Genomic DNA, 21,738 nt, shown 5'->3' with positions numbered 1-21,738 from the left:
CGGCGTCTGTTGTCATCAGTAGCCTGCGAATCAGTGCTGTAAAATCTGATTCAGAAATTGCTGGGTCCGTGCTTCTTTGGGGTTCGAGAAGAACTCCTCCGGCGGCGCCACCTCAACAATCTCGCCTTGGTCCATGAAGATCACCCGGTCCGCTACGGTTTTAGCAAAACCCATCTCGTGGGTGACACAAATCATGGTCATGCCACTGCCTGCCAGTTCAATCATCACATCCAGTACTTCTTTGATCATTTCCGGGTCCAGCGCCGAGGTGGGTTCGTCAAACAGCATAATTTTTGGCTTCATGCACAGCGCCCGGGCAATGGCAACGCGCTGTTGTTGGCCACCGGAAAGTTGACCTGGGTATTTGTCCGCCTGCTCCGGAATCTTCACTCGATCTAGATATTCCATAGCGGTGGCGAGAGCTTCCCGCTTGGGTACCTTGCGCACCCACAGCGGCGCTAAACAGCAGTTCTCTAGCACGGTCAGGTGCGGAAACAGGTTGAAGTGCTGGAACACCATGCCGACTTCCTTGCGCACGGTGTCGATCTGCTTCACATCGTCAGTAATCTCGACACCGTCCACAATGATCTGACCGCGCTGGTGTTCTTCCAGCCGGTTTATACACCGGATAAATGTCGATTTTCCTGAACCAGAAGGTCCACAAATAACGATCCGCTCACCTTCCTTCACATCAAGGTTCAGACCCTTGAGTACGTGAAAGGTGCCGTACCATTTATGCATGTCGGCGACCTTGATAATGGTCTCGTCAGTGCGCTTGGTCAATTCAACCGGAGCGGTGCGCGCACTCTCCGGATTTTGTGCAGTGTTGTGCTCAGTCATGTTGGTGTCCCGTCAAGATTTATGGCCAGTGTCGAGTTTTCGTTCAAGGTTCTGGCTGTAACGGGACATGCCGAAACAGAAAATCCAGAAACAGAAGGCCACAAAGACATAACCTTCCGTAGTGACGTTGCGCCAGGCCGGGTCAGTGATGGTCGACTGCACCGCTCCCAGAATATCGAACAGGCCAATAATGAGGACCAGTGTGGTGTCTTTGAACAGGGAAATGAAGGTGTTAACGATACCGGGGATCACCAGTGTGAGTGCCTGCGGCAATACCACCAGCCCGGTCTTGCGCCAATAGCCCAGTCCCAGAGCGCTGGCAGCCTCATACTGGCCTTTCGGGATTGCTTGCAGGCCGCCTCGTACTACCTCTGCCATATAGGCCGATTGCCAGAGAGTGATACCGATCAACGCCCGCATCAGCTTTTCAAAGTTGACCCCGTCCGGCAGGAATAGGGGTAGCATCACGGACGCCATGAACAGCACTGTAATCAACGGCACGGCTCGCCAGACTTCAATGAAAACGACGCACATGCCGCGAATAATCGGCATATCGGAGCGACGCCCCAGTGCCAGTATGGTACCTATTGGCAATGCGGCGAGGATCCCTACGTAAGCGAGAATCAACGTCAGCATCAGGCCGCCCCATCTACTGCTTTGAACTTCTTCCAGTCCAAACCAGCCACCGGGGATCAGGATGTATCCGATCAGCGGCAGGCCGGTCAGCCCGAAGATACCGAACCACTTGCGGCGCGGGAAGCGCTCGATGAACTGAGGCACGAAGGCCACCGCGAGCAGGCCGAACATGATGTCAACGCGCCATTGCAAGGCGTCGGGATAAAATCCGTAGATAAAGAAGTTCAACCGTTGACCGATAAACAGCCAGCAAGCGCCTTCACCACTGCAGTCAGACGCACTTTCGCCGGTGAACGTCGCTTCAAGAATCACCCAGTTCAGCAGCGGCCCCGCGCTCGTAATCACCAGATAGGCGGCTACCAGCGTCAGCACAATGTTGTACCAGGTTGAGAACAGGTTTTTACGCACCCAGCCAATAACACCGATGTCCTGACGGGGCGGCAATTCCGATGGAAGACTCATCATCGCTCCTGCAGCGCTACGGCGCGGTTATAAATGTTCATGAGACCCGAAATGATCAGGCTGATAGTGAGATAAACAGCCATGGTGATGGCCACCACCTCAACCGCTTGTCCTGTCTGGTTCAGGGTAGTACCCATAAACACCGATACCAGGTCTGGATAGGCGATCGCGGTTGCCAGCGACGAGTTTTTAACCAGGTTTAGATATTGGCTGGTCAAAGGCGGAATGATGACCCGCATGGCCTGTGGAATGACGACCAGTCGCAGGGTGAAACTGGACCTAAGACCAAGCGCACTAGCAGCTTCCGTTTGGCCGCGGTTTACCGCCAGAATGCCGGAGCGGACGATTTCCGCGATAAAACTGGCGGTGTAGAGCGACAGAGCAATCCAGAGTGCGGCAAGCTCCGGCAGTATTGAAGCCCCACCGGTAAAGTTAAAACCGGTCAGTGACGGCATTTCCCAGACCAGGGGCCTGCCGACCAGCACGAACATCAGAAGCGGCAAAGCCAGAATCAGCACCGCCCCGACCCGTAAGGCCGGAAACAACTGGCCAGTGCGGAATTGGCGTTTCTTAGCCCAGCGGTGTACAAAAACCGCCGCTGCGACACCCACAATCAACGCTGCCATTACCCAGCCAAATCCGGGCTCCGCACTCGCAGTCGGGAAGTAAAGGCCACGATTGCTGAGAAAAAACATGTCAGCCACATCAAGGCTTTGACGCGGGCTGGGAAGAGTTTGCAGCACCGCAAAGTACCAGAAGAAAATTTGCAGTAGGAGCGGAATATTACGAATGGTTTCAATATAAACCAGCGCCAACTTGGCAATTAGCCAGTTGCTGGAAAGTCGTGCTACACCAACAACAAAACCGATAATCGTAGCCGCTACAACACCCATGGCTGACACAAGCAAAGTATTAAGCAGACCCACAAAAAAAGTGCGGCCATAGGTCATGGTGGAGTCGTAGGGAATCAGGCTCATGATGATGCCAAAGCCCGAAGTCTCGTCCAGGAAGCCGAAACCTGTGCTAATACCGCGGCTTTCCATATTGCTCAGGGTGTTATGGAACAGTGTCCAGCCAAACCAGAAAACAGTTGCCAGCGCGAGGGTCTGAAATACAAACATCCGTACCTTGGGGTTGTTCCAGGGCTTTGGCCGCGAGCCGTTTGAAGGAGTCATATTGGATTCGTTCATAGATTAACCCGAAAAATGCCCCTGGATTCCAGGGGCAACTGAACGTCAAACATTCCGGCCACGCAGCAACCGGAATGTCATGGCTATCGGGTATTAACGAACCGGTGGCGCGTACATAATACCGCCATTATTCCACAAAGCGTTTAGACCGCGGTCGAGCCCAAGCGGGGTGTCTGGTCCAACGTTACGCTCATACATCTCACCGTAGTTACCGACGGTCTGGATGATTCGGAAGCCAAAGTCAGCTGGAACGCCGAGCTTCTCGCCCATGTCGCCGGTGGTGCCGAGTAAACGCTGGATTTCAGGGTTTGTGGACGACTTCATATCTGAAACGTTGGCCTGGGTGACGCCCAGTTCTTCCGCGTTGATCTGCACAAACAGCGTCCATTTCACGATATTGAACCATTGGTCATCTCCCTGGCGAACGACAGGGCCAAGAGGTTCCTTGGAAATAATGTTCGGCAGGATGACAGCGCTGCTGGGGTCTTCCAGTTTACTGCGCAGGGCGGCCAGCTGTGAGCGGTCTGAGGTCAGAACATCACAGCGGCCGGCTGCAAAGCCGCTGACAGTCTGTTCGGAGGTATCGAATACCAGAGGGTTGAACTTCATACCCTTGGTGCGGAAATAGTCCGCCAGATTCAGTTCCGTTGTAGTGCCCGCCTGAATACAGATCGTGGCACCGTCCAGTTGCTCGGCATTGTCTACGCCTAACGATTTGCTGACCAGAAAACCTTGGCCGTCATAGTAGTTGGTGCCGGCAAAATTGAGGCCCAGGGAGGCATCGCGGGTAAGGGTCCATGTGGTGTTACGTGAAAGAATATCGATTTCACCAGACTGCAACGCGGTAAAGCGTTCTTTCGCCGTCAGCGGCGTGAACTGGACTTTGTCGGCACTGCCAAAGACTGCGGCCGCTACGGCGCGACAGGTATCCACATCGATACCTGTCCAGTTGCCGTTTTCATCTGGCTGGGAGAAACCCGGCAAACCGGAGGTAACACCACACTGCACGTGCCCCCTTGATTTAACGTCGTCCAGGGTTGCGGCCTGCACACTTCCTGCCATCAGGGTGCCACCGAGGGTTGTCGCAATGGCGACCAGTAAGAGTTGTTTTTTCATTGTCGTAAGTCTCCGAAGTTTCAGTTAGTTACACACCCACTGTGGTAAAGCAAAGCGCAAGCCAGTCCGTGTAACTTTATGATTGTTATAGTAATAAAACTTCATCCCTGAAAAATATCGTTCATCTTGGTGCCTATTGCCTAAAAAACGCCGCTTATTAGTGCGTTCAGGCCGGACTGTGGTGCACTGTCCGCGAACCGCAACTTCAGAGGCAGGTTGTGCCTTTCACGAGAACTTCATCGGTATCCGGGAATCTCTCCTAATATTTGTCGACTTTGCATCGCGTTTGTACGTATTTCATTTTTAAAAAAACACGCAGTGACGTTCAGCTCAGATGATAATGCCGCATTCTTCAGTAACAAAAAAGCATGTATTTTCTGTGTCGGCAAAGCGGCGCTCATCAGCGCTGAATCTCGCGAATATAATCTGGGTCAGAAAAGAATTTATTCTTGTTCTCAAAACTGTCGAACGGCCGCATCATCGGTGTGCTTACCCTCACGCCTGATGACTTCTGGCGCCACTCCCTGCACCAATGACGGCAAGCGAATACGTTCCCGGCGGGATGTCTTCCGTCATTGTCTGACGCAATTCCAGATCGTCGGTGTAATTCAATAGAAAACCAATCCGGATCACTTTGCCCCGCTCCCTGAAAGAAAAATACAGTTTATTCTTGCGGCCGCAGGTTCCCAGGGGATCGTTCGCAAGAACGTTCCTGGTTTTTTCAGTCAGAACGAACTGGACACGGTGCCTGTCATCTTCTGGGCGTATGCGTGTCAGATAGCCTAGAGTTTCGATGTTTTTTATTGTCTGTGAAGCCGTACCTCGGGTCATGCCATAGAAAGTGTCAAAGGCGAACGGCGTTCGCGATACGCCTCAAGTAATAGACCAAATCTGCGATCGCACGACTGTCCATATTCAACCCCTTTCGTTATTTTTTGAAAGTAGCGTTTTTAAACTATCTTGACAATATTATAGTTTCGGAACGATACTATAATCCTGCCGTATTGGTGAAGGTCATGAGGCCTTTGTAACCCTTGGGAGGACAAAATGCTGACAGCGAATGATCTAAGAGACTACATCATGAATGGCCTGACCTGCGATCATGTGGAAGTGCAGGGCGATGACGGCCAGCACTTCGAAGCGGTCATCGTGAGCCAGCAATTTGCCGGGAAAAATAAGATACAGCAGCATCAACTGGTTTATCTGGCACTCGGAGATCGGATGCGCTCGGAGATTCACGCGCTGGCCATGCGCACTTTTACGCCCCAAACCTGGGCGCGACCAGCCACCAAATAACGTCGGAGAAATCAGAAATGAACGTACAGGAAAAAATTCTCAGTCAGGTCACAGCTGATACCATTGTGCTTTACATGAAAGGCAAGCCCCAGTCTCCGCTGTGTGGTTTTTCTGCTACGACTGTGCAGGTATTAAATGCCTGCGGCGTGCAGGATTTTGCTGCTGTCGATGTGCTAGCCGATCCGGAAATCCGCGATGGCATCAAGGTGTACAGCAACTGGCCGACCATTCCTCAGCTCTACATCAAGGGCGAGTTTGTCGGTGGTGCCGATATTGTGCGTGAAATGTATGAGCAAGGTGAACTGCAGAAATTGCTCCAATCAGCGCTGGCTTGATGACATTGAAACCGGTGAGGGGCGGGCTCCCAACGATGCAAAGCTTGACTGCACCAGAACTGGCCGCATGGATCGAGAATGCGGCGCGCCCGAACCCCGTATTACTCGACATACGTGAGCCGTGGGAATTTCAGATCTGTCATATTAGCGGTGCGTTGACGATGCCTATGAATACCATCCTTGACAAGTTCTCCGAACTGGACGCGGAGCATTCGATTGTCTGCATCTGCCACCACGGCGTGCGTAGTATGCAAGTCGGGTTGTTTTTAAAAAAGCATGGTATTAACCACGTTAGCAACCTTACAGGTGGCGTTCATGCCTGGGCTCTGCAAGTCGACGGCACGATGCCGACCTATTGAGATTCAGGTTTATCGACTTTCGCAAAAATGATGGTAGGCAATAAGCGTATGAATTGGGATTGGTTGTTATTTTGGCGGCAGAGATCAAAGCCACTTTCTCCCCCGTTAATTGAAAATACAAGGAACTTAAACATGCAGAGCACTGACCGTAATCAACCTCACGCGCCTGACGCGTCATCCCGGTCGGCCGTTAGCGCCGATAAGCTGCCGGGGATACGTCATATCATCGCCGTCGGAAGTGGCAAGGGTGGCGTTGGAAAATCCACGGTGAGTGTGAATTTAGCCCTGGCACTGCAGCGGCTAGGGGCGCGCGTCGGAATCGTAGACGCCGACATTCTTGGCCCCAGTATCCCCGGCATGCTCGGCATCCCAACCGGTGAGCGGCCAGCGACGACCCCGGAGGGAAAGATGATCCCGGCGGAACAGCACGGCCTGAAGGTGGTGTCGATGGGCATGCTCACCGGAGATGACGAGCCGGCTGTCTTACGCGGACCAATGGTGGGAAAATACTTAAAAATGTTCGTCGACGGCGTGCAATGGGGATCGCTGGACTACCTGATTCTTGACCTGCCACCCGGCACAGGCGACGTCCAATTGACGCTTGCGCAGAGTATGCCGCTGTCGGGTGTGGTGATCGTAACGACGCCACAGACCGTGAGCCTCAAGATCGCGCGCCGAGGTTTGCGGATGTTCGAGAAAGTGCAGGTTAAAATTCTCGGGCTGGTTGAGAACATGCGCACCTTCACCTGTCCTCACTGCGGCGAGAACACGGATATCTTTCGTCACGGCGGCGGTGAGCAGATGAGCGAGGAACTTGGCGTCCCGTTTCTGGGTGCGTTACCTCTCGATGCCGATGTCGTTACCAGCGGTGATGAAGGTCGGCCGATCGTGGCGGGACAGCCAACATCGGTCAGCGCCAAGGTGTATGCCTCCATCGCAACGGCGCTTGTGGAGCAGCTTCACGCGTCGGTTACAGTGTTAAAACCCTTCGTCTGGACGTGGGACAGCAACGAGGGGGCACCTGACTGGACGGAAGGTGCGGTGCGGCCTGCTGGATCGCAGAACACCCCGATCGGTTTATTGCGTCGCGATCCGCGCACTTTATCCATTCTCTGGGAGGATGGTCATCGCGACGACTTTGACGTCCGCGATCTGCGCCTGGCATGTCATTGCGCCCTTTGTGTCGAGGAGATGAGCGGACGCAAGCTACTTGATCCAAAAACAATACGCCATGATGTCGCTCCGCAACAGATCACGAGTATAGGTAACTACGCAATCAAATTCGATTGGAACGACGGCCACAACAGCGGGATATATTCGTTTAACGACCTACGTGCCTTGGGTGCGAGCGCTGTAGCGGGCGATGTTGAAAATGTCTGATTTCCTGCTTGCGGATCAGCCGGTCAGTATTCGCGCCGAGTCTTCGCTCGCCGACCCCGACACGTGTAAGTTCATCGTCAGCCGTACCTTGCATCCTGGCGGCCCGTTCTTTTTTGGCAACAAAGAACGAGCCGTTGGTTCGCCGCTCGGAGAGCAACTTTTCGCACTCCCTGGCGTGGCTAACTTGCTCATTGCCGATAGCGTGGTGACCGTCTGCAAAGAGCCGGCCGCCTCGTGGTCAGGGCTGAAAGCAGGTATCGGAATGGCCATCCGTACGCAGTTGCGTAGTGGCGTGCCGGCGATCCTGGAGATGCCTGCTCATAACCGCAGGCAAGGAAAAACCGATGCAGAGCTCACTACGGCGGTTCAGGAACTCCTGGACAAAGAGGTCAATCGTTCAATCGCTAACCACGGCGGGAAGATTTCTATTGTGGGGGTCCGGCAAGGGAAGCTTTCTATCACCATGAGCGGAGGCTGCCAGGGATGCGCTTCTTCTCAGGTAACGCTGAGGCAGGGATTCGAAGTCATGCTCAAAAGAGTCGCCCCAGAAATTGAGGAGATTATTGATGTGACCGACCACGCAGCGGGAACGCAACCTTTCTACCCGCGCCATAAGGAGCCCTTGTGATAAAGCGACCGCCCCAGAAAACCGCCCCTATTGTTTCGACCCTCGACGATCTTGCAACGTTGGCAAACTATTCGCTCATGGATTCCCTCAACTGCGACCCTGACGCGAAAGTAAATGGACGCGACCACGCCCCACGACAAGTCTTCACGGGCCACTATGTTCCCGTCAATCCCACGCCAATCGAAAACCCGGAGTACGTCGCGCACAGCAAAAACCTGTTTCGCGAACTGGGCTTCGCCGACAGAATGGCACAGTCGGCCGACTTCATCCGCGTGTTTTCCGGCAACATCGCGTTCGTTCCGGAGCCGATGCGCCAGGTCGGTTGGGCGTGTGGCTATGCACTTTCCATCTTCGGCACCGAATACAATCAACAGTGCCCCTTCCAAACCGGCAACGGATACGGCGACGGTCGCGCAATTTCAGTGCTTGAGGCCGTCATTAACGGTCACCGCTGGGAGATGCAGTTAAAAGGTGGCGGCCGGACGCCATACTGCCGCGGTGCGGACGGTCGGGCCGTCCTGCGATCGAGTGTCCGGGAATTTCTGGCGCAAGAGCACATGCACGCGCTTGGGGTGCCAACGTCACGGTCGCTGAGTTTGTACGTGTCAAAAACGGAGAAGGTCAAGCGGCCGTGGTATTCGGAGGGCTCACGCTCGAAGGATCCAGACACGCTTGTATCGGAGGCAGTCGCCATCTCGACGCGGGTCGCACCTTCGTTTATTCGGGTTGGTCAACTGGAGCTCTTCGGTCGCCGTGCACGCAAGAAAGAGCACCCGCAAGCGATGGAAGAGCTTGAGAAGATTGTGTTGCACCTGATCGACCGTGAATACGGTGACGTTATCGATCAGAACCTGGCAACCACCGAAAAAGTGGTATCGCTTGCGCGGGAGTTCCGCGGCCGACTCACATCGCTTGTGGCGAACTGGATTCGCGTCGGCTACTGCCAGGGAAACTTCAACAGTGACAACTGTGCGGCCGGCGGCTTCACACTCGACTACGGTCCATTCGGATTCTGCGATGTATTTAATCCGCAGTACCAGCCATGGACGGGTGGCGGACATCACTTCTCGTTCCTGAATCAGCCAGAAGCAGCCGAACGCAACTTCCACATGTTTTGTTCGGCGTTGCGCCCGTTGCTGACGGCGCATCAGGACTGTCTGCTTGAGCTCGACCAGATTCAAAGTGATTTCTCGAAAGCGATGCAAACGCAAATGAAGAAGATGTGGGCTGCCAAACTTGGACTTGCCACCTTTCACGAGGCCTTGTTCAGTGAGCTCGCCACGCTGATGGTGCAAACGCCTGTTGATTACACCATTTTCTTTCGCCAGCTCTCGACGGTGCCCGACGACATTGGCCTACTCAAAAAAAGCTTTTACAAGGGCTCAGCTTTTGAAACAGACCTCGAAGGCATGGACAAGCGTTGGGCGGAGTGGCTCAAAAAATGGAAAACGCTTGCCGGCATTGTCAGCACAACCGACGCAACTGCAACTGCGCCGCGCGCTCGTGAGGAGCTCTCTCAACAGATGAAACTCGTCAACCCGAAATACAGTTTGCGGGAGTGGTTCGTTGTGCCTGCGTATCAGCAAGCAGCTGCCGGTAACTACTCTCTAGTGCGAGATCTGCAGGAAGTCATGACGCAGCCATACGCCGAGCAATCGAAAGACGTAGAGGAAAAATACTATCGGCTGAAGCCGCTGGAGCTCTTCGAAGTTGGCGGCTCGTCGTATTATAGCTGCTCATCGTGACCAAAAAAGTAACGGAAAAGTTGATCGAAAACCACCTGAGCATAGACGTTATGAGGCGTGACGAAAAGATCGATAGGAGCCATGGGGATGGCTGATCAACTTAACGAAAAAAAAGCGTTTTTGACATGGGAAGAATCGGTGGTGCCCTTACAAACCGATGCTGGGCAGGGTTCCGCCCGTGCGCAACGTTTATTGGCGATGCGATACTTGCGCGGCCGTGGAGTGCCTAAAGATGAGACCATCGCTTTTTATTGGATGCAGCTCGCCGCACAACAAAATTTTGCCTTGGCACACCGCAGTCTGGGCGAGCTTTACGAAAATGGCTCAGGTATCGCGCTGGACATGACCCTGGCGGCTCATTGGTATCGTCTTGCAGCACAGCAAGGCGACCCCATCGCTAAAAAACATTTGCAACGCTTAGCACAGCCAAACACGTGATGTGAAAAGCAGTCAATTCACCCAACAAGGCCCTATGACGACTGGCTAGAGAACCGTTGATTGTTTTAGTCAGAAATTCAACAGTCAAATATCAAAGTACCCGGAGGCAATTTTGAGCATAGTTCAGGAACATACGATAACCCCGCTGTTTCTCAGTGACAGTGCGGTGTCCAAAGTACGTGAACTGGTCGAAGAAGAAGGTAACGAGAACCTGAAGCTGCGGGTGTTCGTAACCGGGGGCGGCTGTTCTGGATTTCAGTACGGCTTCTCGTTCGATAAGGTGCAAGATGATGAAGACGCGGTGATTCAAAAAGACGGCATGAGTATGCTGGTCGACCCGATGAGCTATCAGTATCTTGTGGGCGCAATGGTCGATTATCAGGAGGGGCTACAAGGAGCCCAGTTTGTAGTGCAGAACCCGAACGCCAGCTCAACCTGTGGTTGCGGCAGTTCGTTCACTATCTAGTGTCGATACGAAAACCAGTGATTTCCAGCACCACCTCTGATCGTACTTTATACTGTCATGTGGTGGTCAATCTACAATCAGCTGCAGCATGCGGCATCTCTTTCTGGCGCCATCGTTTTGGCCATTCTGCAGACGGCCAAAGGCCGTGCCACTCATTTACTCAAACCATCGGCGGCCCCGCACTCGTCGACTGCCCGAAGCGCTTCCTCGACGGAAAGGCGCTTTTGCAGGGTTTCCTTCGGATAATCGATCTTGCCGCAACCGGCGCACGCGAGATTGCACTGGAAAAGAGGTTCCAGCATCAATACCAGCGGAAAACGCTTTTCTCCAGAAAGCTTCCTCTGTATCAGGTACTTTGCGATCCGGTATTGCTGGATCATTGGAATGGACGTGGTCTCTCCCGGATTGCGGCCCTCGCCGCTAAGCATCCGCTCCACGTTCGCGCAGTGCGTCGATATGGTTGCGCCCCTGGTCCATTAGTGCCTTCCATTCCATCTTGAACCAGGGTGTGTACTCGGATGGCGCGTCTTCGAGCTCGCGAGTCACTTCTTCGATGGGCACCCAGCGCCAGTCGGTAATTTCGGCCGGGTGCACCCGGGCTTCGCCGCCCGATGAGCCGATATATACGTAGCACAATTCGTGCTCAGCACCGCGATCACCGAAATCGGCTTGGTAGATGAACTTGTAAACGAATTTCAGCGACGCTTCCAGCCCCAGTTCTTCCCGCAGACGGCGGTGAAGCGCCTGGTCCATCGCCTCACCGCGTCGGGGATGCGAACAGCAACTGTTGGACCAGTAAAGCGGCCAGAGCGGTTTGCCCGCCGCACGCTGCTGCAGCAGCACCCGGCCCTGTTTGTCGAACAGGAAAATTGAGAACGCCCGGTGCAGCGTTCCATGGCCCTCGTGGCAGTCGCTCTTTGAGCGATAGCCAACCTCGTTGTCATCTTCATCAACGAGTATCAGGGGCTCGTCATCGAACGATACTTTTTCCCGCATATCCTCGCCTATTTTTCGGCTTACCGCCTATTGTAATCTGAATCGTCTGATAGCCAGCTTCACGGATACCCGATTCTATGCGATCGGCAGCGCCGGGTGCCGGCGGACACAGGGCAATGATGGAACCACCGCCACCGATGCTGGCTCAGATCAGCCCTAACTCCAGCCGCGCTTCCTCCTCCAGGTTGTCGTAGCTCCAGGGCGGATCAAACACAACATCCACCTTGCCGTCTTTGACATTCGGAACCTGCAATAACTTGTCTTTCACGTCGCCGGCAATAATGGTGCCCATTCCACAGCCCGCCGACGTCAGGGTCATTTCAACAAACACAAAATGCTTGTCCTGGTCAATATCCAGTTTATAGATGAGACCCAGACCGACAACATTCACCGGAATTTCCGGGTCATAGACCAGTCGCATCGCATCCCAGCATTGCTGATCACTGATTTGCCCATCCTCAGGGGGCTCGAACACGATGGCGTCTGACTGAAAGCCCAGCTTCTGGGTAACTTCTGGTGACAGTCGATACAGATTGCCCTGGTGGTTAACGGTGTAGCTGCCGCCGAGCGCCTGGGTTATCGAGACAGACGCTCCCTGCGTAAGCGTGACAGACTCACCGGAGGGTACCTTTAGGGCACTGCAGTCTTCTGACAAAACGAATGTTTTGGGCGGCTTTTCCGGTTTTTTCGAGTTCGGTGCCTTGATCGTTGGGGTCTGAAGACCATCCTCTTCATCAAGGCCGATCTGCATGTCCTGGAGATAGGGCACGCTCGCCGCTTCGAAATAGAGGATCAGGTCACCAAACTCTTTTCTGATATCTTTGGTTGACTCTTCGCCGGGCGGGCAGAAGGCCAGGCAGGTCTGGGCATTCTGAGTGCCACCCTTCTCCATATAAACACGCACCGTCATTCCAGGCACTTCCTGCTTTGCAAGCAAGGACATCAGGAAATCATGGGCTTCTGGTGTTACTTCAGCATTAATGTTCACGAGCTATACCCCTAATGTTCACGAGCTATACCCCTCGTGTTCTGCGTTTTCACGCCGGCGCTTGAGCCGGTTGGTTTTACACTCTTTGCTTACAAGATCCAGCCAGCTCGAGTGTTAATCCCAGATCTCGTCTTTAATATGCTCGGGCTTGTTGCAAGTCATCGTTACGTCCTCAGGCACTGTGGAAATGAGGGAAGCTCTTGACACACTGTCAGCACCCGTCGAGCGTCTACCTCGCGTTTGGTCAGGACCACTTCACGGTCTTGCATGCCTTATCGGGCCTTGTTTGATGTCAATTAAAAGACGGTGAAACTTTCCCCGCAACCGCACTCAGCGGTGGCATTCGGATTGCGGAACAGGAACACGGAGTTCACGCCTTCCGTCACGAAATCGATTTCGATCCCGTTGACCAACGCCAGGTGCTCCTCTTTGACGTAAACATCGACACCGTCAATGTGGAAAACTTTGTCGTCCGCTGCGACATCCTCGGCCCATTGGGTTTCATATTTGAACCCGGAGCAACCGCTCTTCCGAATGGCTAGGCGAATGCCTTTGGCTTCCGGTTGCTTGTCTACTTGTTTACGCACATGTGTGACCGCACTCGGCGTCATAGTGACGGCAACGGTTGGTGTGAATACTTCGGTTGTCATGGTTCCACCTCCATCAGGCAAAAAGACGCTGGATTTTCTGCAGGGCCGTGAATAACGGCTCACGCCTCCTGAAACGTTTGATTGAAAAAGTCATTCAGCCGAAGCTGCACGGCTTCTCGAACCGCTTCAACGGGAATCTGTTCAACCAACTCGTTGATAAATGCGATGGTCAACAACGTGTTGGCTTCGCGACGACCGACACCACGGGAAACCAGGTAAAACAACGAGGTTTTATTGAGCTGGCCAATGGTGGCGCCGTGGGCGCATTTTACGTCGTCGGCGTAAATTTCCAGCTCGGGCTTGGTGTCGATTTCTGCGCCGGTTGAGAGCAACAGATTCTTGTTGCTCATATTGGCGTTGGATTTCTGGGCATCCTGATGAATATGGATGCGCCCATTGAAAATCGCATGAGACTGGCCGGCAGCGATGTTGCGATAGGTTTCTTCGCTGTCGCAATGGGCTGCTATGTGCTCGATTGACGTGTGGTTGTCGTAGTGCTGTTTGCCCTGAGTGACCACGACACCGTTCAGTTTGCACTCGGCGCCTTCACCTTCAAGACGCACCTGCAGATCGTGCCGACGCAGCGGGCCGCCAAAGCCAACGCAATGGCTTTCAAAACGCGAGGCGGTCGCCTGGCGAACACCCGTTGCCCCGATGTGCTGAACGCTTTCGCCTTCCAGAGTAAGCCTCACGCTGGTTATCCGGGCACCTTCCGCCAGAAAAAATTCAGTGACGGTGTTGACCATCACAGGCTCACTACCGCTGGACATGTACTCTTCTACCAGCGTCATCTGGCTGTGCCTTGCCGCATCGACGTAAATCCGCGGATAGGCGGAACCTACCGACGAAGCGGTAACTTCATGGATGATAAACAGCGGCTGGTCGAGAACGGCTTCTTTGTCGAGCTGGATAAACAGGCCATCCTCAAACCGGGCGGAGTTAAGCCGGGCCATCTGCACGGTTTGGCTGTCTAACGTGTTGTCCAGGCGTTCTGCCAGCGCAGCGGCGTCCTGGTCGTCAAGGTCGCAGAACCGCTGAATACGAATGCCGTTAAAATCCGGAAAGTCGCTGGCTTCCGGAACCATTACGCCGTTGCGAAAAACCACGCGGTATCCAGCCATGGACAGGCTGGTGCCTTCCTTGCCAAGGGAGGGGAGGGCAACGGCAAGCTCATCCGACAGCTTTAGGTGGCGGACGGAATACTTCCAGTTCTCGGTTTTACGGGTCGGCAATGGCATATCCACCAGAGCCGTGCCCTTTTGTTTGCGCAATTCGAGCAAAGGCCCGGGCAGGTAGTTGCCGGCTGGCTCAAGAAAGACGCGGGAAAGCGTGGGTGCTGACTTCATTCGGTGGCCTCCTTAGCTGGCTGTGGCTTCTTTGTCTTTCACGTTGAGCCAGCCGTAACCGCGCTCTTCAAGCTCATAGGCCAGCTCGCGTCCGCCGGATTTGACAATTTTTCCATCGGCCAGAACGTGAACATAGTCCGGCACAATGTGGTTCAGCAGGCGCTGGTAGTGAGTCACCATCAAGATGGCCCGGTCTTTAGCGCGCAGGGCGTTGACACCGTCGGAAACCACGTGCAGCGCATCGATGTCCAGCCCGGAATCGGTTTCGTCCAGAATGGCCAGCTTCGGTTGAAGCAGCAGCGCCTGCAAAATCTCGTTGCGCTTCTTCTCGCCACCGGAGAAGCCCTCGTTTACGCCGCGCTTAAGGAAGGCTGGGTCCAGATCGACTTGCATGGACACTTCCCTCGCATGCTTCATAAACTCAGCCGCATTCATCTCCGGCTCGCCACGGTGGCCGCGCATGGAATTGACGGCGGTACGCAGGAACTGCAGGTTGCTGACGCCTGGAATCTCTACCGGGTACTGAAACGCCAGGAAAACGCCTTCACGGGCCCTTTCTTCGGTTTTTAGGTCCAGCAGATTTTCACCGTTGAAGGTGACTTCACCCTCGGTGACTTCAAAGGTTTCACTGCCTGCCAGCACCTGTGACAAGGTGCTTTTACCTGAGCCATTGGGGCCCATAATGGCGTGAATTTCCCCGGCTTTAATTTCCAGGTTGATGCCCTTGAGGATTTCTTCACCCCCAACGGACGCGTGCAGATTTTTGATGTTCAACATGTATTGGTTTCTCTCTGTAATCTGAAATTCTGTTTTTAACCGACAGAGCCTTCAAGGCTCACCTCAAGTAATTTGCCAGCTTCAACGGCGAACTCCATCGGCAGTTCCTTGAACACCTCCTTACAGAAGCCGTTGACAATCATCGAAACGGCCTGTTCAGGGTTGATCCCACGCTGGCGACAAAGGAACATTTGTTCGTCGCTGATCTTGGAGGTCGTGGCTTCATGCTCGATGATGCCCGATTTATTTTTGCTCTCGATGTACGGGAAGGTATGCGCACCGCAGCGGTCGCCAATCAGCAGCGAATCGCACTGGGTAAAGTTGCGCGCACCCTCTGCGCCTGGGCCAAACTTCACCAGGCCACGATAGGCGTTCGAGCTGTTACTGGCAGAAATCCCTTTGGCGATGATGGTGCTGGACGTGTTCTTGCCCAGGTGGATCATCTTGGTGCCAGTGTCGGCCTGCTGGTAATTGTTGGTCAGCGCCACGGAGTAGAATTCGCCAACGCTGTTTTCGCCCCGAAGGATGCAGCTCGGATACTTCCAGGTAACGGCAGAGCCGGTTTCTACCTGAGTCCAGGAAATCTTGGAGTTTTTGCCGATGGCAGCGCCACGTTTGGTGACGAAGTTGAAGATGCCGCCCTTGCCGTTTTCATCGCCCGGATACCAGTTCTGGACGGTGGAGTACTTGATCTGGGCGTCGTCCAGGGCCACCAGTTCGACCACAGCTGCGTGGAGCTGATTTTCATCCCGCATAGGAGCAGTGCAGCCTTCCAAATAGCTGACGTAGCTGCTGTCTTCAGCGATGATCAGGGTGCGTTCAAACTGCCCAGTATTGGCTGCGTTGATGCGGAAATAGGTAGACAGCTCCATGGGGCAACGCACGCCTTTCGGTATGTACACGAAGGTGCCGTCGGAGAAGACCGCAGAGTTCAGGCCGGCAAAGAAGTTGTCACCCGCCGGAACGACAGAGCCCAGATATTTTTTTACCAGCTCCGGGTGTTCCTGAATGGCTTCGGACATGGAGCAGAAAATCACGCCTGCTTTGGCGAGTGGTTCTTTGAACGTTGTCGCTACTGAAACTGAGTCAAACACGGCATCGACCGCCACGCCTGCCAGCTGTTCACGCTCGTGCAGGGGGATGCCCAGTTTTTCGTAGGTTCTGAGTAGCTCCGGGTCCACTTCGTCCAGGCTCTGGAGCATGTCTTCTTTGCGCTTGGGCGCGGAATAATAGGAAATTGAGTTGTAGTCAATTTTTGGGTAACCCACGTGCGCCCAGTTCGGCTCATCCATTTCCAGCCAACGACGATAAGCCTTCAGCCGCCACTCAAGCATCCATTCCGGCTCTTTCTTAAGGCCGGAAAGGCGGGCAATCACGTCTTCGTTCAATCCAGGTTCGAAAGTGTCGGATTCAATCTCAGTTACGAAACCGTGTTCGTATTCCCGCTTGACCAGCTCGTTCACTTCTTTATCGGTGGTCGCCATGATCGTCACTCCTTATCTTTCATTGAAGGCTCCAAGAGCCTTGGTTTTTGCGGTTTTGATTTAATACCCAATGTCACCATCGCTTTAACCCCATAAACTGGAGACAACACTCCCTCGCGGACCCACGAAAAAACCGTCTCAAGTGCCACAAAGCGTGCTGCGTAAAACCTCCTCCGGCTTGGGTGGCTGCAGATACCGAGCGTCTGCCGGCATCTCGAACGGCCGGGTGACAGCCTCCAGAAGTTGGTGGAACTCACTGAAATCTCCCTCGTGGGCCCGCCGGATGGCGTGTTCTACCAGATGATTGCGTGGTATAACCACAGGATTTGCAGTAGCCATAGCATCCGCACACTGGCGAGAGCTGCGGCCGGTCAGTGTCAGCCTGAGATGCCAACGCCGGTACCAGTTCAGATAATCACCGGCATCAGCACCGAAAAGCCCCGCAGTGATACCGCCGCCCTCCACATCCTCTGCCAGTTTCAGGAAAAAAGTGTGGTAATCCACTTTCTGCAGGGCCAACAGCTGCCGCAGATCCTGAACCAGCTGACGGTCCGTCGGCATCACAGCCTCCAGGCCAAGGCGGGCCCGCATCAGGTTCAGCAGATGTTCTTCGTACATTGGCCAAAACTCCTGCACCGCCCGCGAGGTCCGGGCCACGGCCTGGGATTCTGGCCCCTCGAAAAGTGCAAGCAGAGCCTCGGCCAGGCGAGCAAGGTTCCATTGCGCCGCGAAACCCTGGCTGTTGTATGCGTACCGGCCGGTGATGTCGATCGAGCTGAACACCGCATCGGGGTCGTAATGGTCAAGGAAGGCGCAGGAGCTATAATTCAGGGTTTCACCGGCCAGAGACATGTTGTCGGTGTTCATCACCCCATGAACAAACCCCAGACTCACCCAGTGTGCGACCAGCTTTGCCTGCCGCGCTACCATCAGGCGCAACAGAGCGAGATACGGATCGGGGTCGACCATCAATTCGGGGGCCATGCGGGCAATGCTGTAATCAGCCAGCTGCCTTAATGGCTGCCACTGTTGACGCCGGGCAAAATATTCAAAAGTACCTACCCGAATATGGCAGCTGGCCACTCTTGCCAGCACGGCTGCCGCCTCCGTACCCTGGCGGTATATCTTTTCGCCGGTTGTCGTCAACGCCAGTGCCCGGGTAGTGGGAACACCCAGCGCATGCATCGCCTCACTCACCAGATATTCACGTAGTGCCGGTCCTAGCGGCGAACGGCCATCTCCACTCCTTGCAAACGGTGTCCGACCGGCGCCCTTCAGTTGCAGGTCACGGCGCTGTTGGCAGCGGTCGATAACCTCACCCAGAAGAATCGCCCGGTCGTCTCCCAGTTGCGGCACAAACTGGCCAAACTGGTGCCCGGCATAGGCCATGGCCAGTGGCTGTGCATCCATCGGCAACCGGTTACCGGCAAACAGTTGCGTTAAATGATCGCTATTTGCCATCAAGCCTGAATCATCCATCCCCAACTCCCCCGCCAGGGGTTTGTTCAGTACGAGCAATTCTGGTGCCGCCACTGGCAGGGGCTCACAGTGTTGATAAAAGGCGGCGGGCAGGCGGGCATAGCTGTTATCGAAGCACATTCCCGTCATCATCCGCGACGGCACTAAGCTTTCTTCCTGATGTCTGGTAAGCGCGCCCATATCGCTTTTTTCCTTAATTAGTGTCGGAACGATACTAAATGTGGATAACGAATTTGTCAATATAGTATCGAAACGCTATCGTATTGACCGTGATCTCATTACGGTCTAAATATTGAAGAGGTGACCTATCAAAGGTGTTCAGGGCCTCACACCCTTCACGAATACGACAATATTATGGTTTCGCTTCGAAACTACAATCTTGTTAAGATAGTTCTTAAACGCTATTCTGTAAGAATGATCTAGGAGCTTGAAATTAGACGCCACCAAATTAAGTATGATCGAGGAGCTGGAAATGAACGGTCGCGCTAACGCGGAGTTGGTCTTTCACTTGGGACGCATAGCGTCCGGCGAGGGTCTCGCGGAGGGGCTGACGGCAGCCCAATGGGCGGCGCTCAGATACTTCGCACAGGCCAACCGTTTCTCGCAAACGCCGTCCGCCTTCGCCGCGTTCCATGCTACAACCCGGGGTACGGCGTCACAGACAATCAAAAGCCTCGAAACCCAAGGCTATTTGACACGCATACGGTCAGAGGACGACAGGCGCAGTGTCCGGCTAGTTCTGACCGAGAAAGCCCGGGGCATTCTCGCGAATGACCCCTTCGAATCCCTGGTCCGTGCTGCGGAATCCCTACCCCCCAGTGTCCAAGGCCACTTCGCCAGCGCGTTGCAACGCTTGCTCGGTCAGGTGACGCAAGAGAGATGTAAACCTCGCTTTGGCGTCTGCACGTCGTGTCAACATCTGGAAAGCGACGGCTGCAGCCGGGACGGACAGGCGCCTTATGCGTGCGGTTTCATGAGCGCGCCCCTGTTTTTGGAAGAACTCGACGGAGTCTGCATCAACTTCATCCAGAGCAAACCCGTAACGGTGAAGGGTTCTGTCACCGGAGCCGAACAGCGATGAGTCCTGTTCCGCATCAGCGATCACTATCGCAGACGGCGGGATTACCCTCGATGCCGAGCTACTCGCGACCAAGCTCGGCCGGTCGGCCAACACCGATCACCTTGTACGTCGGCGGGCAGTTCGCCGGGGGTTGCGACATCGTCCGCGAGGCTATCGAGCAGCAGATCCCCAATTCACGGGCCGCCGTCGACAGTCTGAAGGCTCAAACGCCTGCTCGTCTTGAGCCGGGTTTTGCAGGCCGTGGTTGGCCCCCCGCTTTTGAGATACAACAAACTATGAGCGTCCGGACATGAATTCTTCGCCGATCCCGAATACGGCTCCGTTCGCCGAAGAGGAGATCGAGATTCTCAACCGCGTGGTGGGGCCCGCAAGCCCCACCCAACGCGCGTGGCTTGCGGGATTTCTTGCCGGAGTGGACGCCTCCACGACGGCGCTGCAGCCGGTGGGCGGCGCGCAACCCGCCGAACCGCTGACCATCCTCTACGCCACCGAATCCGGAAACTCTGAGCGGCTAGCGTTGGACATGGCCAAGGCGGCGCGCAAGATGGGATTGAAGCCTTCGATCGTCGACATGGCGGATCTCGATGTGGCGACGCTCGCATCGGTACGGCGTCTGGTCGTCATCGCCGCGACCTGGGGTGAAGGTGATCCGCCCGCGCGGGCCATTCGCGCTTACGGTGAACTCATGTCCGAGGGCGCGCCGCGCCTCGATGGTGTCCTTTTCAGCGTTCTCGCGCTCGGCGACACCGCCTATGCCGAGTTCTGCGCGATTGGTAAAGCGTTGGACGCAAGACTTTCAGCGCTCGGCGGCAAGCGCGTCGCCGAGCGCGTCGATTGCGATCTCGATTTCGCGGAGTCCGCCGGGCACTGGGTCGAGACGGCGCTGAAGGCGCTGGCACCAGTCGAGGAAGCCGGCCGCCGCGTTATTGCGGTCGATTTTGGCGCGAAGGCGGCGAGCAGCTCAGGCCTCGGTCCGGTCGAGGCCGAGATCACCGAGCTCATCCAGCTCAATTCATCGCAGTCGGAAAAGGCAACGATCCATCTCGAACTCGGTTTCGATGGCGCGGCGCCGCCCTATAAACCTGGCGATTCACTTGATATCTACCCTGAGAACGATGCGGCCTACGTGGACGATCTGCTGAAAGCGGCAGGTCTTGCGGCCGACGCTGCGCTGCGCGCCGAGCTGACCAAGAGCCGGGATGTCACGACGCTGTCGCTCAAGACCCTGGAAAGCTACGCCGCCACAACCGGCCACCAGGAGGTAAAGGCGCTGCTTGAATCAGCTGATGCACGCGCCTGGATCGCCGGCCGGCAGCTCATCGATCTTCTCCAGTCCTTTCCCATTAGGCTGTCTGCCGACCAACTGCGGCAGATAACGCGGCCGCTGGCGCCACGCGCCTATTCGATCGCTTCCTCACGCCGCGAGGTGGGGGAGGAGGTGCATCTTCTGATCTCTGCGGTGCGCTACCAGAGCTTCGGTCGCGCGCGCAAAGGTGTCGCTTCCGGCCATGTCGCCGACCAATTAAAGAAAGGCCATCGGCTGCGCGTGAAGTTGCGACCGAACCGGCATTTCGCTCTTCCCCCACCAGAGCGCGACATTATCATGGTGGGGCCGGGCACTGGCATAGCTCCGTTCCGCGCCTTCGTGCAGGAGCGCGGTGCCACCGGCGCGAGCGGCCGCTCCTGGCTGTTTTTTGGCGACCGCCAGTTCACCCACGATTTCCTCTACCAGCTCGAATGGCAAGATGCCTTGAAGGATGGTTCGCTCACACGCATGGACGTCGCCTTCTCCCGCGACACGCCGGAGAAACTCTATGTGCAGCACCTCATCTGGGCGCAGCGCCGCGACCTCGTCGACTGGCTCGACAATGGCGCCTATTTCTATGTCTGCGGCGACGCTAAGGCGATGGCGAAGGATGTGCGTGCGGCGCTCGTGCGCGCCTATGCCGATGTAAAGGCGCAAAGCTTGGAGGCCGGCGAGCAAGCGGTAAACGATCTCGATGGTGAGCACCGCTATCTTCAGGATACTTACTAAATAGTTCATAC

23 protein-coding genes are annotated in these 21,738 nt (G+C 55.2%); 10 read left to right on the top strand and 13 right to left on the bottom strand.

From position 1 onward, the window contains the following. Positions 1-30: 30 nt before the first annotated feature. From MELB17_RS19245 to MELB17_RS26560, 5 genes are all read right to left on the bottom strand, one after another. Positions 31-741 carry an amino acid ABC transporter ATP-binding protein gene (locus MELB17_RS19245; RefSeq protein ID WP_319795891.1) on the bottom strand — a complete coding sequence of 237 codons (711 nt, stop codon included), beginning with the start codon at positions 739-741 and terminating at the stop codon, positions 31-33. A gap of 111 nt (positions 742-852) precedes the next feature. Next, positions 853-1,938 carry an amino acid ABC transporter permease gene (locus MELB17_RS19240; RefSeq protein ID WP_007352012.1) on the bottom strand — a complete coding sequence of 362 codons (1,086 nt, stop codon included), beginning with the start codon at positions 1,936-1,938 and terminating at the stop codon, positions 853-855. Further along, entirely contained in the window at positions 1,938-3,128 is a 1,191-nt protein-coding gene (locus tag MELB17_RS19235; protein WP_007352011.1) for an amino acid ABC transporter permease, read from the bottom strand. The genes MELB17_RS19240 and MELB17_RS19235 overlap by 1 nt, the downstream gene beginning before the upstream one ends. A 93-nt stretch (positions 3,129-3,221) precedes the next feature. Continuing rightward, positions 3,222-4,244, bottom strand: a complete 1,023-nt coding sequence (locus MELB17_RS19230; RefSeq protein ID WP_007352010.1) for an amino acid ABC transporter substrate-binding protein — start codon at positions 4,242-4,244, stop codon at positions 3,222-3,224. A gap of 495 nt (positions 4,245-4,739) precedes the next feature. Further along, positions 4,740-5,075 carry a MarR family winged helix-turn-helix transcriptional regulator gene (locus tag MELB17_RS26560; protein ID WP_007352008.1) on the bottom strand — a complete coding sequence of 112 codons (336 nt, stop codon included), beginning with the start codon at positions 5,073-5,075 and terminating at the stop codon, positions 4,740-4,742. A 216-nt stretch (positions 5,076-5,291) separates the two neighbouring features. Here MELB17_RS26560 and MELB17_RS19220 point away from each other — a divergent pair, with 216 nt between their 5' ends. The 8 genes from MELB17_RS19220 (at position 5,292) to erpA (ending at position 10,891) form a co-directional block, all read left to right on the top strand. Beyond that, a complete protein-coding gene (locus MELB17_RS19220) occupies positions 5,292-5,540 on the top strand; it encodes a BolA family protein (protein WP_036185598.1) in 249 nt (82 codons plus the stop codon). 17 nt (positions 5,541-5,557) lie between these two features. Then, positions 5,558-5,875 carry a Grx4 family monothiol glutaredoxin gene (grxD, locus tag MELB17_RS19215; RefSeq protein ID WP_007352006.1) on the top strand — a complete coding sequence of 106 codons (318 nt, stop codon included), beginning with the start codon at positions 5,558-5,560 and terminating at the stop codon, positions 5,873-5,875. Positions 5,876-5,910: 35 nt separating this feature from the next. Continuing rightward, on the top strand, positions 5,911-6,234 hold the full coding sequence (locus MELB17_RS19210) for a rhodanese-like domain-containing protein (RefSeq protein WP_036185626.1): 324 nt from the start codon (positions 5,911-5,913) through the stop codon (positions 6,232-6,234). 132 nt (positions 6,235-6,366) lie between these two features. Beyond that, the gene (locus MELB17_RS26380; RefSeq protein ID WP_007352004.1) at positions 6,367-7,614 is read left to right on the top strand and encodes a P-loop NTPase; all 1,248 of its coding nucleotides are present in this window, start codon (positions 6,367-6,369) and stop codon (positions 7,612-7,614) included. After that, positions 7,607-8,242 (top strand): NifU family protein, encoded by a 636-nt coding sequence (locus MELB17_RS19200; RefSeq protein ID WP_007352003.1) that lies wholly within the window; start codon positions 7,607-7,609, stop codon positions 8,240-8,242. Before MELB17_RS26380 ends, MELB17_RS19200 begins: the two co-directional genes overlap by 8 nt. Beyond that, positions 8,239-9,987, top strand: a complete 1,749-nt coding sequence (locus tag MELB17_RS19195) for a protein adenylyltransferase SelO (RefSeq protein WP_007352002.1) — start codon at positions 8,239-8,241, stop codon at positions 9,985-9,987. The genes MELB17_RS19200 and MELB17_RS19195 overlap by 4 nt, the downstream gene beginning before the upstream one ends. A gap of 87 nt (positions 9,988-10,074) precedes the next feature. Next, on the top strand, positions 10,075-10,425 hold the full coding sequence (locus MELB17_RS19190) for a tetratricopeptide repeat protein (RefSeq protein WP_007352001.1): 351 nt from the start codon (positions 10,075-10,077) through the stop codon (positions 10,423-10,425). A 112-nt stretch (positions 10,426-10,537) separates the two neighbouring features. Further along, positions 10,538-10,891: an iron-sulfur cluster insertion protein ErpA gene (gene erpA, locus MELB17_RS19185; protein ID WP_007352000.1), complete on the top strand. Its 354-nt coding sequence runs from the start codon at positions 10,538-10,540 to the stop codon at positions 10,889-10,891. 152 nt (positions 10,892-11,043) lie between these two features. On the opposite strand, the gene MELB17_RS19180 is transcribed toward erpA, so the two are convergent. The 8 genes from MELB17_RS19180 to MELB17_RS19145 all read right to left on the bottom strand — a co-directional run bounded on the left by MELB17_RS19180 (position 11,044) and on the right by MELB17_RS19145 (position 18,791). Beyond that, positions 11,044-11,319, bottom strand: a complete 276-nt coding sequence (locus tag MELB17_RS19180; RefSeq protein ID WP_007351998.1) for a hypothetical protein — start codon at positions 11,317-11,319, stop codon at positions 11,044-11,046. Then, positions 11,312-11,887 carry an isopentenyl-diphosphate Delta-isomerase gene (gene idi, locus MELB17_RS19175; RefSeq protein ID WP_007351997.1) on the bottom strand — a complete coding sequence of 192 codons (576 nt, stop codon included), beginning with the start codon at positions 11,885-11,887 and terminating at the stop codon, positions 11,312-11,314. Before idi ends, MELB17_RS19180 begins: the two co-directional genes overlap by 8 nt. A gap of 145 nt (positions 11,888-12,032) precedes the next feature. Next, a complete protein-coding gene (locus tag MELB17_RS23365) occupies positions 12,033-12,875 on the bottom strand; it encodes an iron-sulfur cluster assembly protein (protein WP_007351996.1) in 843 nt (280 codons plus the stop codon). A gap of 296 nt (positions 12,876-13,171) precedes the next feature. Further along, on the bottom strand, positions 13,172-13,525 hold the full coding sequence (locus MELB17_RS19165; protein ID WP_007351995.1) for a HesB/IscA family protein: 354 nt from the start codon (positions 13,523-13,525) through the stop codon (positions 13,172-13,174). A 59-nt stretch (positions 13,526-13,584) separates the two neighbouring features. Further along, a complete protein-coding gene (sufD, locus tag MELB17_RS19160; RefSeq protein ID WP_007351994.1) occupies positions 13,585-14,871 on the bottom strand; it encodes a Fe-S cluster assembly protein SufD in 1,287 nt (428 codons plus the stop codon). Between the two features lie 12 nt (positions 14,872-14,883). Continuing rightward, positions 14,884-15,648 carry a Fe-S cluster assembly ATPase SufC gene (sufC, locus tag MELB17_RS19155; protein ID WP_007351993.1) on the bottom strand — a complete coding sequence of 255 codons (765 nt, stop codon included), beginning with the start codon at positions 15,646-15,648 and terminating at the stop codon, positions 14,884-14,886. Between the two features lie 35 nt (positions 15,649-15,683). Next, positions 15,684-17,132, bottom strand: a complete 1,449-nt coding sequence (gene sufB, locus MELB17_RS19150; protein WP_007351992.1) for a Fe-S cluster assembly protein SufB — start codon at positions 17,130-17,132, stop codon at positions 15,684-15,686. Between the two features lie 138 nt (positions 17,133-17,270). Beyond that, entirely contained in the window at positions 17,271-18,791 is a 1,521-nt protein-coding gene (locus MELB17_RS19145) for a protein adenylyltransferase SelO (RefSeq protein WP_007351991.1), read from the bottom strand. Positions 18,792-19,038: 247 nt separating this feature from the next. Between MELB17_RS19145 and MELB17_RS19140 the strand changes: the two genes are divergently transcribed. Both MELB17_RS19140 and MELB17_RS19130 read left to right on the top strand, forming a co-directional pair. Beyond that, the gene (locus MELB17_RS19140; RefSeq protein WP_227498981.1) at positions 19,039-19,692 is read left to right on the top strand and encodes a MarR family winged helix-turn-helix transcriptional regulator; all 654 of its coding nucleotides are present in this window, start codon (positions 19,039-19,041) and stop codon (positions 19,690-19,692) included. A 289-nt stretch (positions 19,693-19,981) separates the two neighbouring features. Beyond that, positions 19,982-21,727, top strand: a complete 1,746-nt coding sequence (locus MELB17_RS19130; RefSeq protein ID WP_007351988.1) for a sulfite reductase flavoprotein subunit alpha — start codon at positions 19,982-19,984, stop codon at positions 21,725-21,727. The last annotated feature ends 11 nt before the right edge of the window (positions 21,728-21,738 follow it).

This window comes from Marinobacter sp. ELB17, assembly GCF_000169375.1.
Taxonomy (GTDB): Bacteria; Pseudomonadota; Gammaproteobacteria; order Pseudomonadales; family Oleiphilaceae; genus Marinobacter.
This window is presented reverse-complemented; position numbering and strand designations above follow the sequence as displayed.

Bases quoted from the DNA above. Each gene is read 5' to 3' on its own strand.
- MELB17_RS19245 (WP_319795891.1), bottom strand. From the start codon at position 741: ATGCATAAATGGTACGGCACCTTTCACGTACTCAAGGGTCTGAACCTT.
- MELB17_RS19240 (WP_007352012.1), bottom strand. From the start codon at position 1,938: ATGAGTCTTCCATCGGAATTGCCGCCCCGTCAGGACATCGGTGTTATT.
- MELB17_RS19235 (WP_007352011.1), bottom strand. From the start codon at position 3,128: ATGAACGAATCCAATATGACTCCTTCAAACGGCTCGCGGCCAAAGCCC.
- MELB17_RS19230 (WP_007352010.1), bottom strand. From the start codon at position 4,244: ATGAAAAAACAACTCTTACTGGTCGCCATTGCGACAACCCTCGGTGGC.
- MELB17_RS26560 (WP_007352008.1), bottom strand. From the start codon at position 5,075: ATGACCCGAGGTACGGCTTCACAGACAATAAAAAACATCGAAACTCTA.
- MELB17_RS19220 (WP_036185598.1), top strand. From the start codon at position 5,292: ATGCTGACAGCGAATGATCTAAGAGACTACATCATGAATGGCCTGACC.
- grxD (WP_007352006.1), top strand. From the start codon at position 5,558: ATGAACGTACAGGAAAAAATTCTCAGTCAGGTCACAGCTGATACCATT.
- MELB17_RS19210 (WP_036185626.1), top strand. From the start codon at position 5,911: ATGCAAAGCTTGACTGCACCAGAACTGGCCGCATGGATCGAGAATGCG.
- MELB17_RS26380 (WP_007352004.1), top strand. From the start codon at position 6,367: ATGCAGAGCACTGACCGTAATCAACCTCACGCGCCTGACGCGTCATCC.
- MELB17_RS19200 (WP_007352003.1), top strand. From the start codon at position 7,607: ATGTCTGATTTCCTGCTTGCGGATCAGCCGGTCAGTATTCGCGCCGAG.
- MELB17_RS19190 (WP_007352001.1), top strand. From the start codon at position 10,075: ATGGCTGATCAACTTAACGAAAAAAAAGCGTTTTTGACATGGGAAGAA.
- MELB17_RS19180 (WP_007351998.1), bottom strand. From the start codon at position 11,319: ATGCTTAGCGGCGAGGGCCGCAATCCGGGAGAGACCACGTCCATTCCA.
- idi (WP_007351997.1), bottom strand. From the start codon at position 11,887: ATGCGGGAAAAAGTATCGTTCGATGACGAGCCCCTGATACTCGTTGAT.
- MELB17_RS19165 (WP_007351995.1), bottom strand. From the start codon at position 13,525: ATGACAACCGAAGTATTCACACCAACCGTTGCCGTCACTATGACGCCG.
- sufD (WP_007351994.1), bottom strand. From the start codon at position 14,871: ATGAAGTCAGCACCCACGCTTTCCCGCGTCTTTCTTGAGCCAGCCGGC.
- sufC (WP_007351993.1), bottom strand. From the start codon at position 15,648: ATGTTGAACATCAAAAATCTGCACGCGTCCGTTGGGGGTGAAGAAATC.
- sufB (WP_007351992.1), bottom strand. From the start codon at position 17,132: ATGGCGACCACCGATAAAGAAGTGAACGAGCTGGTCAAGCGGGAATAC.
- MELB17_RS19145 (WP_007351991.1), bottom strand. From the start codon at position 18,791: ATGGGCGCGCTTACCAGACATCAGGAAGAAAGCTTAGTGCCGTCGCGG.
- MELB17_RS19130 (WP_007351988.1), top strand. From the start codon at position 19,982: ATGAATTCTTCGCCGATCCCGAATACGGCTCCGTTCGCCGAAGAGGAG.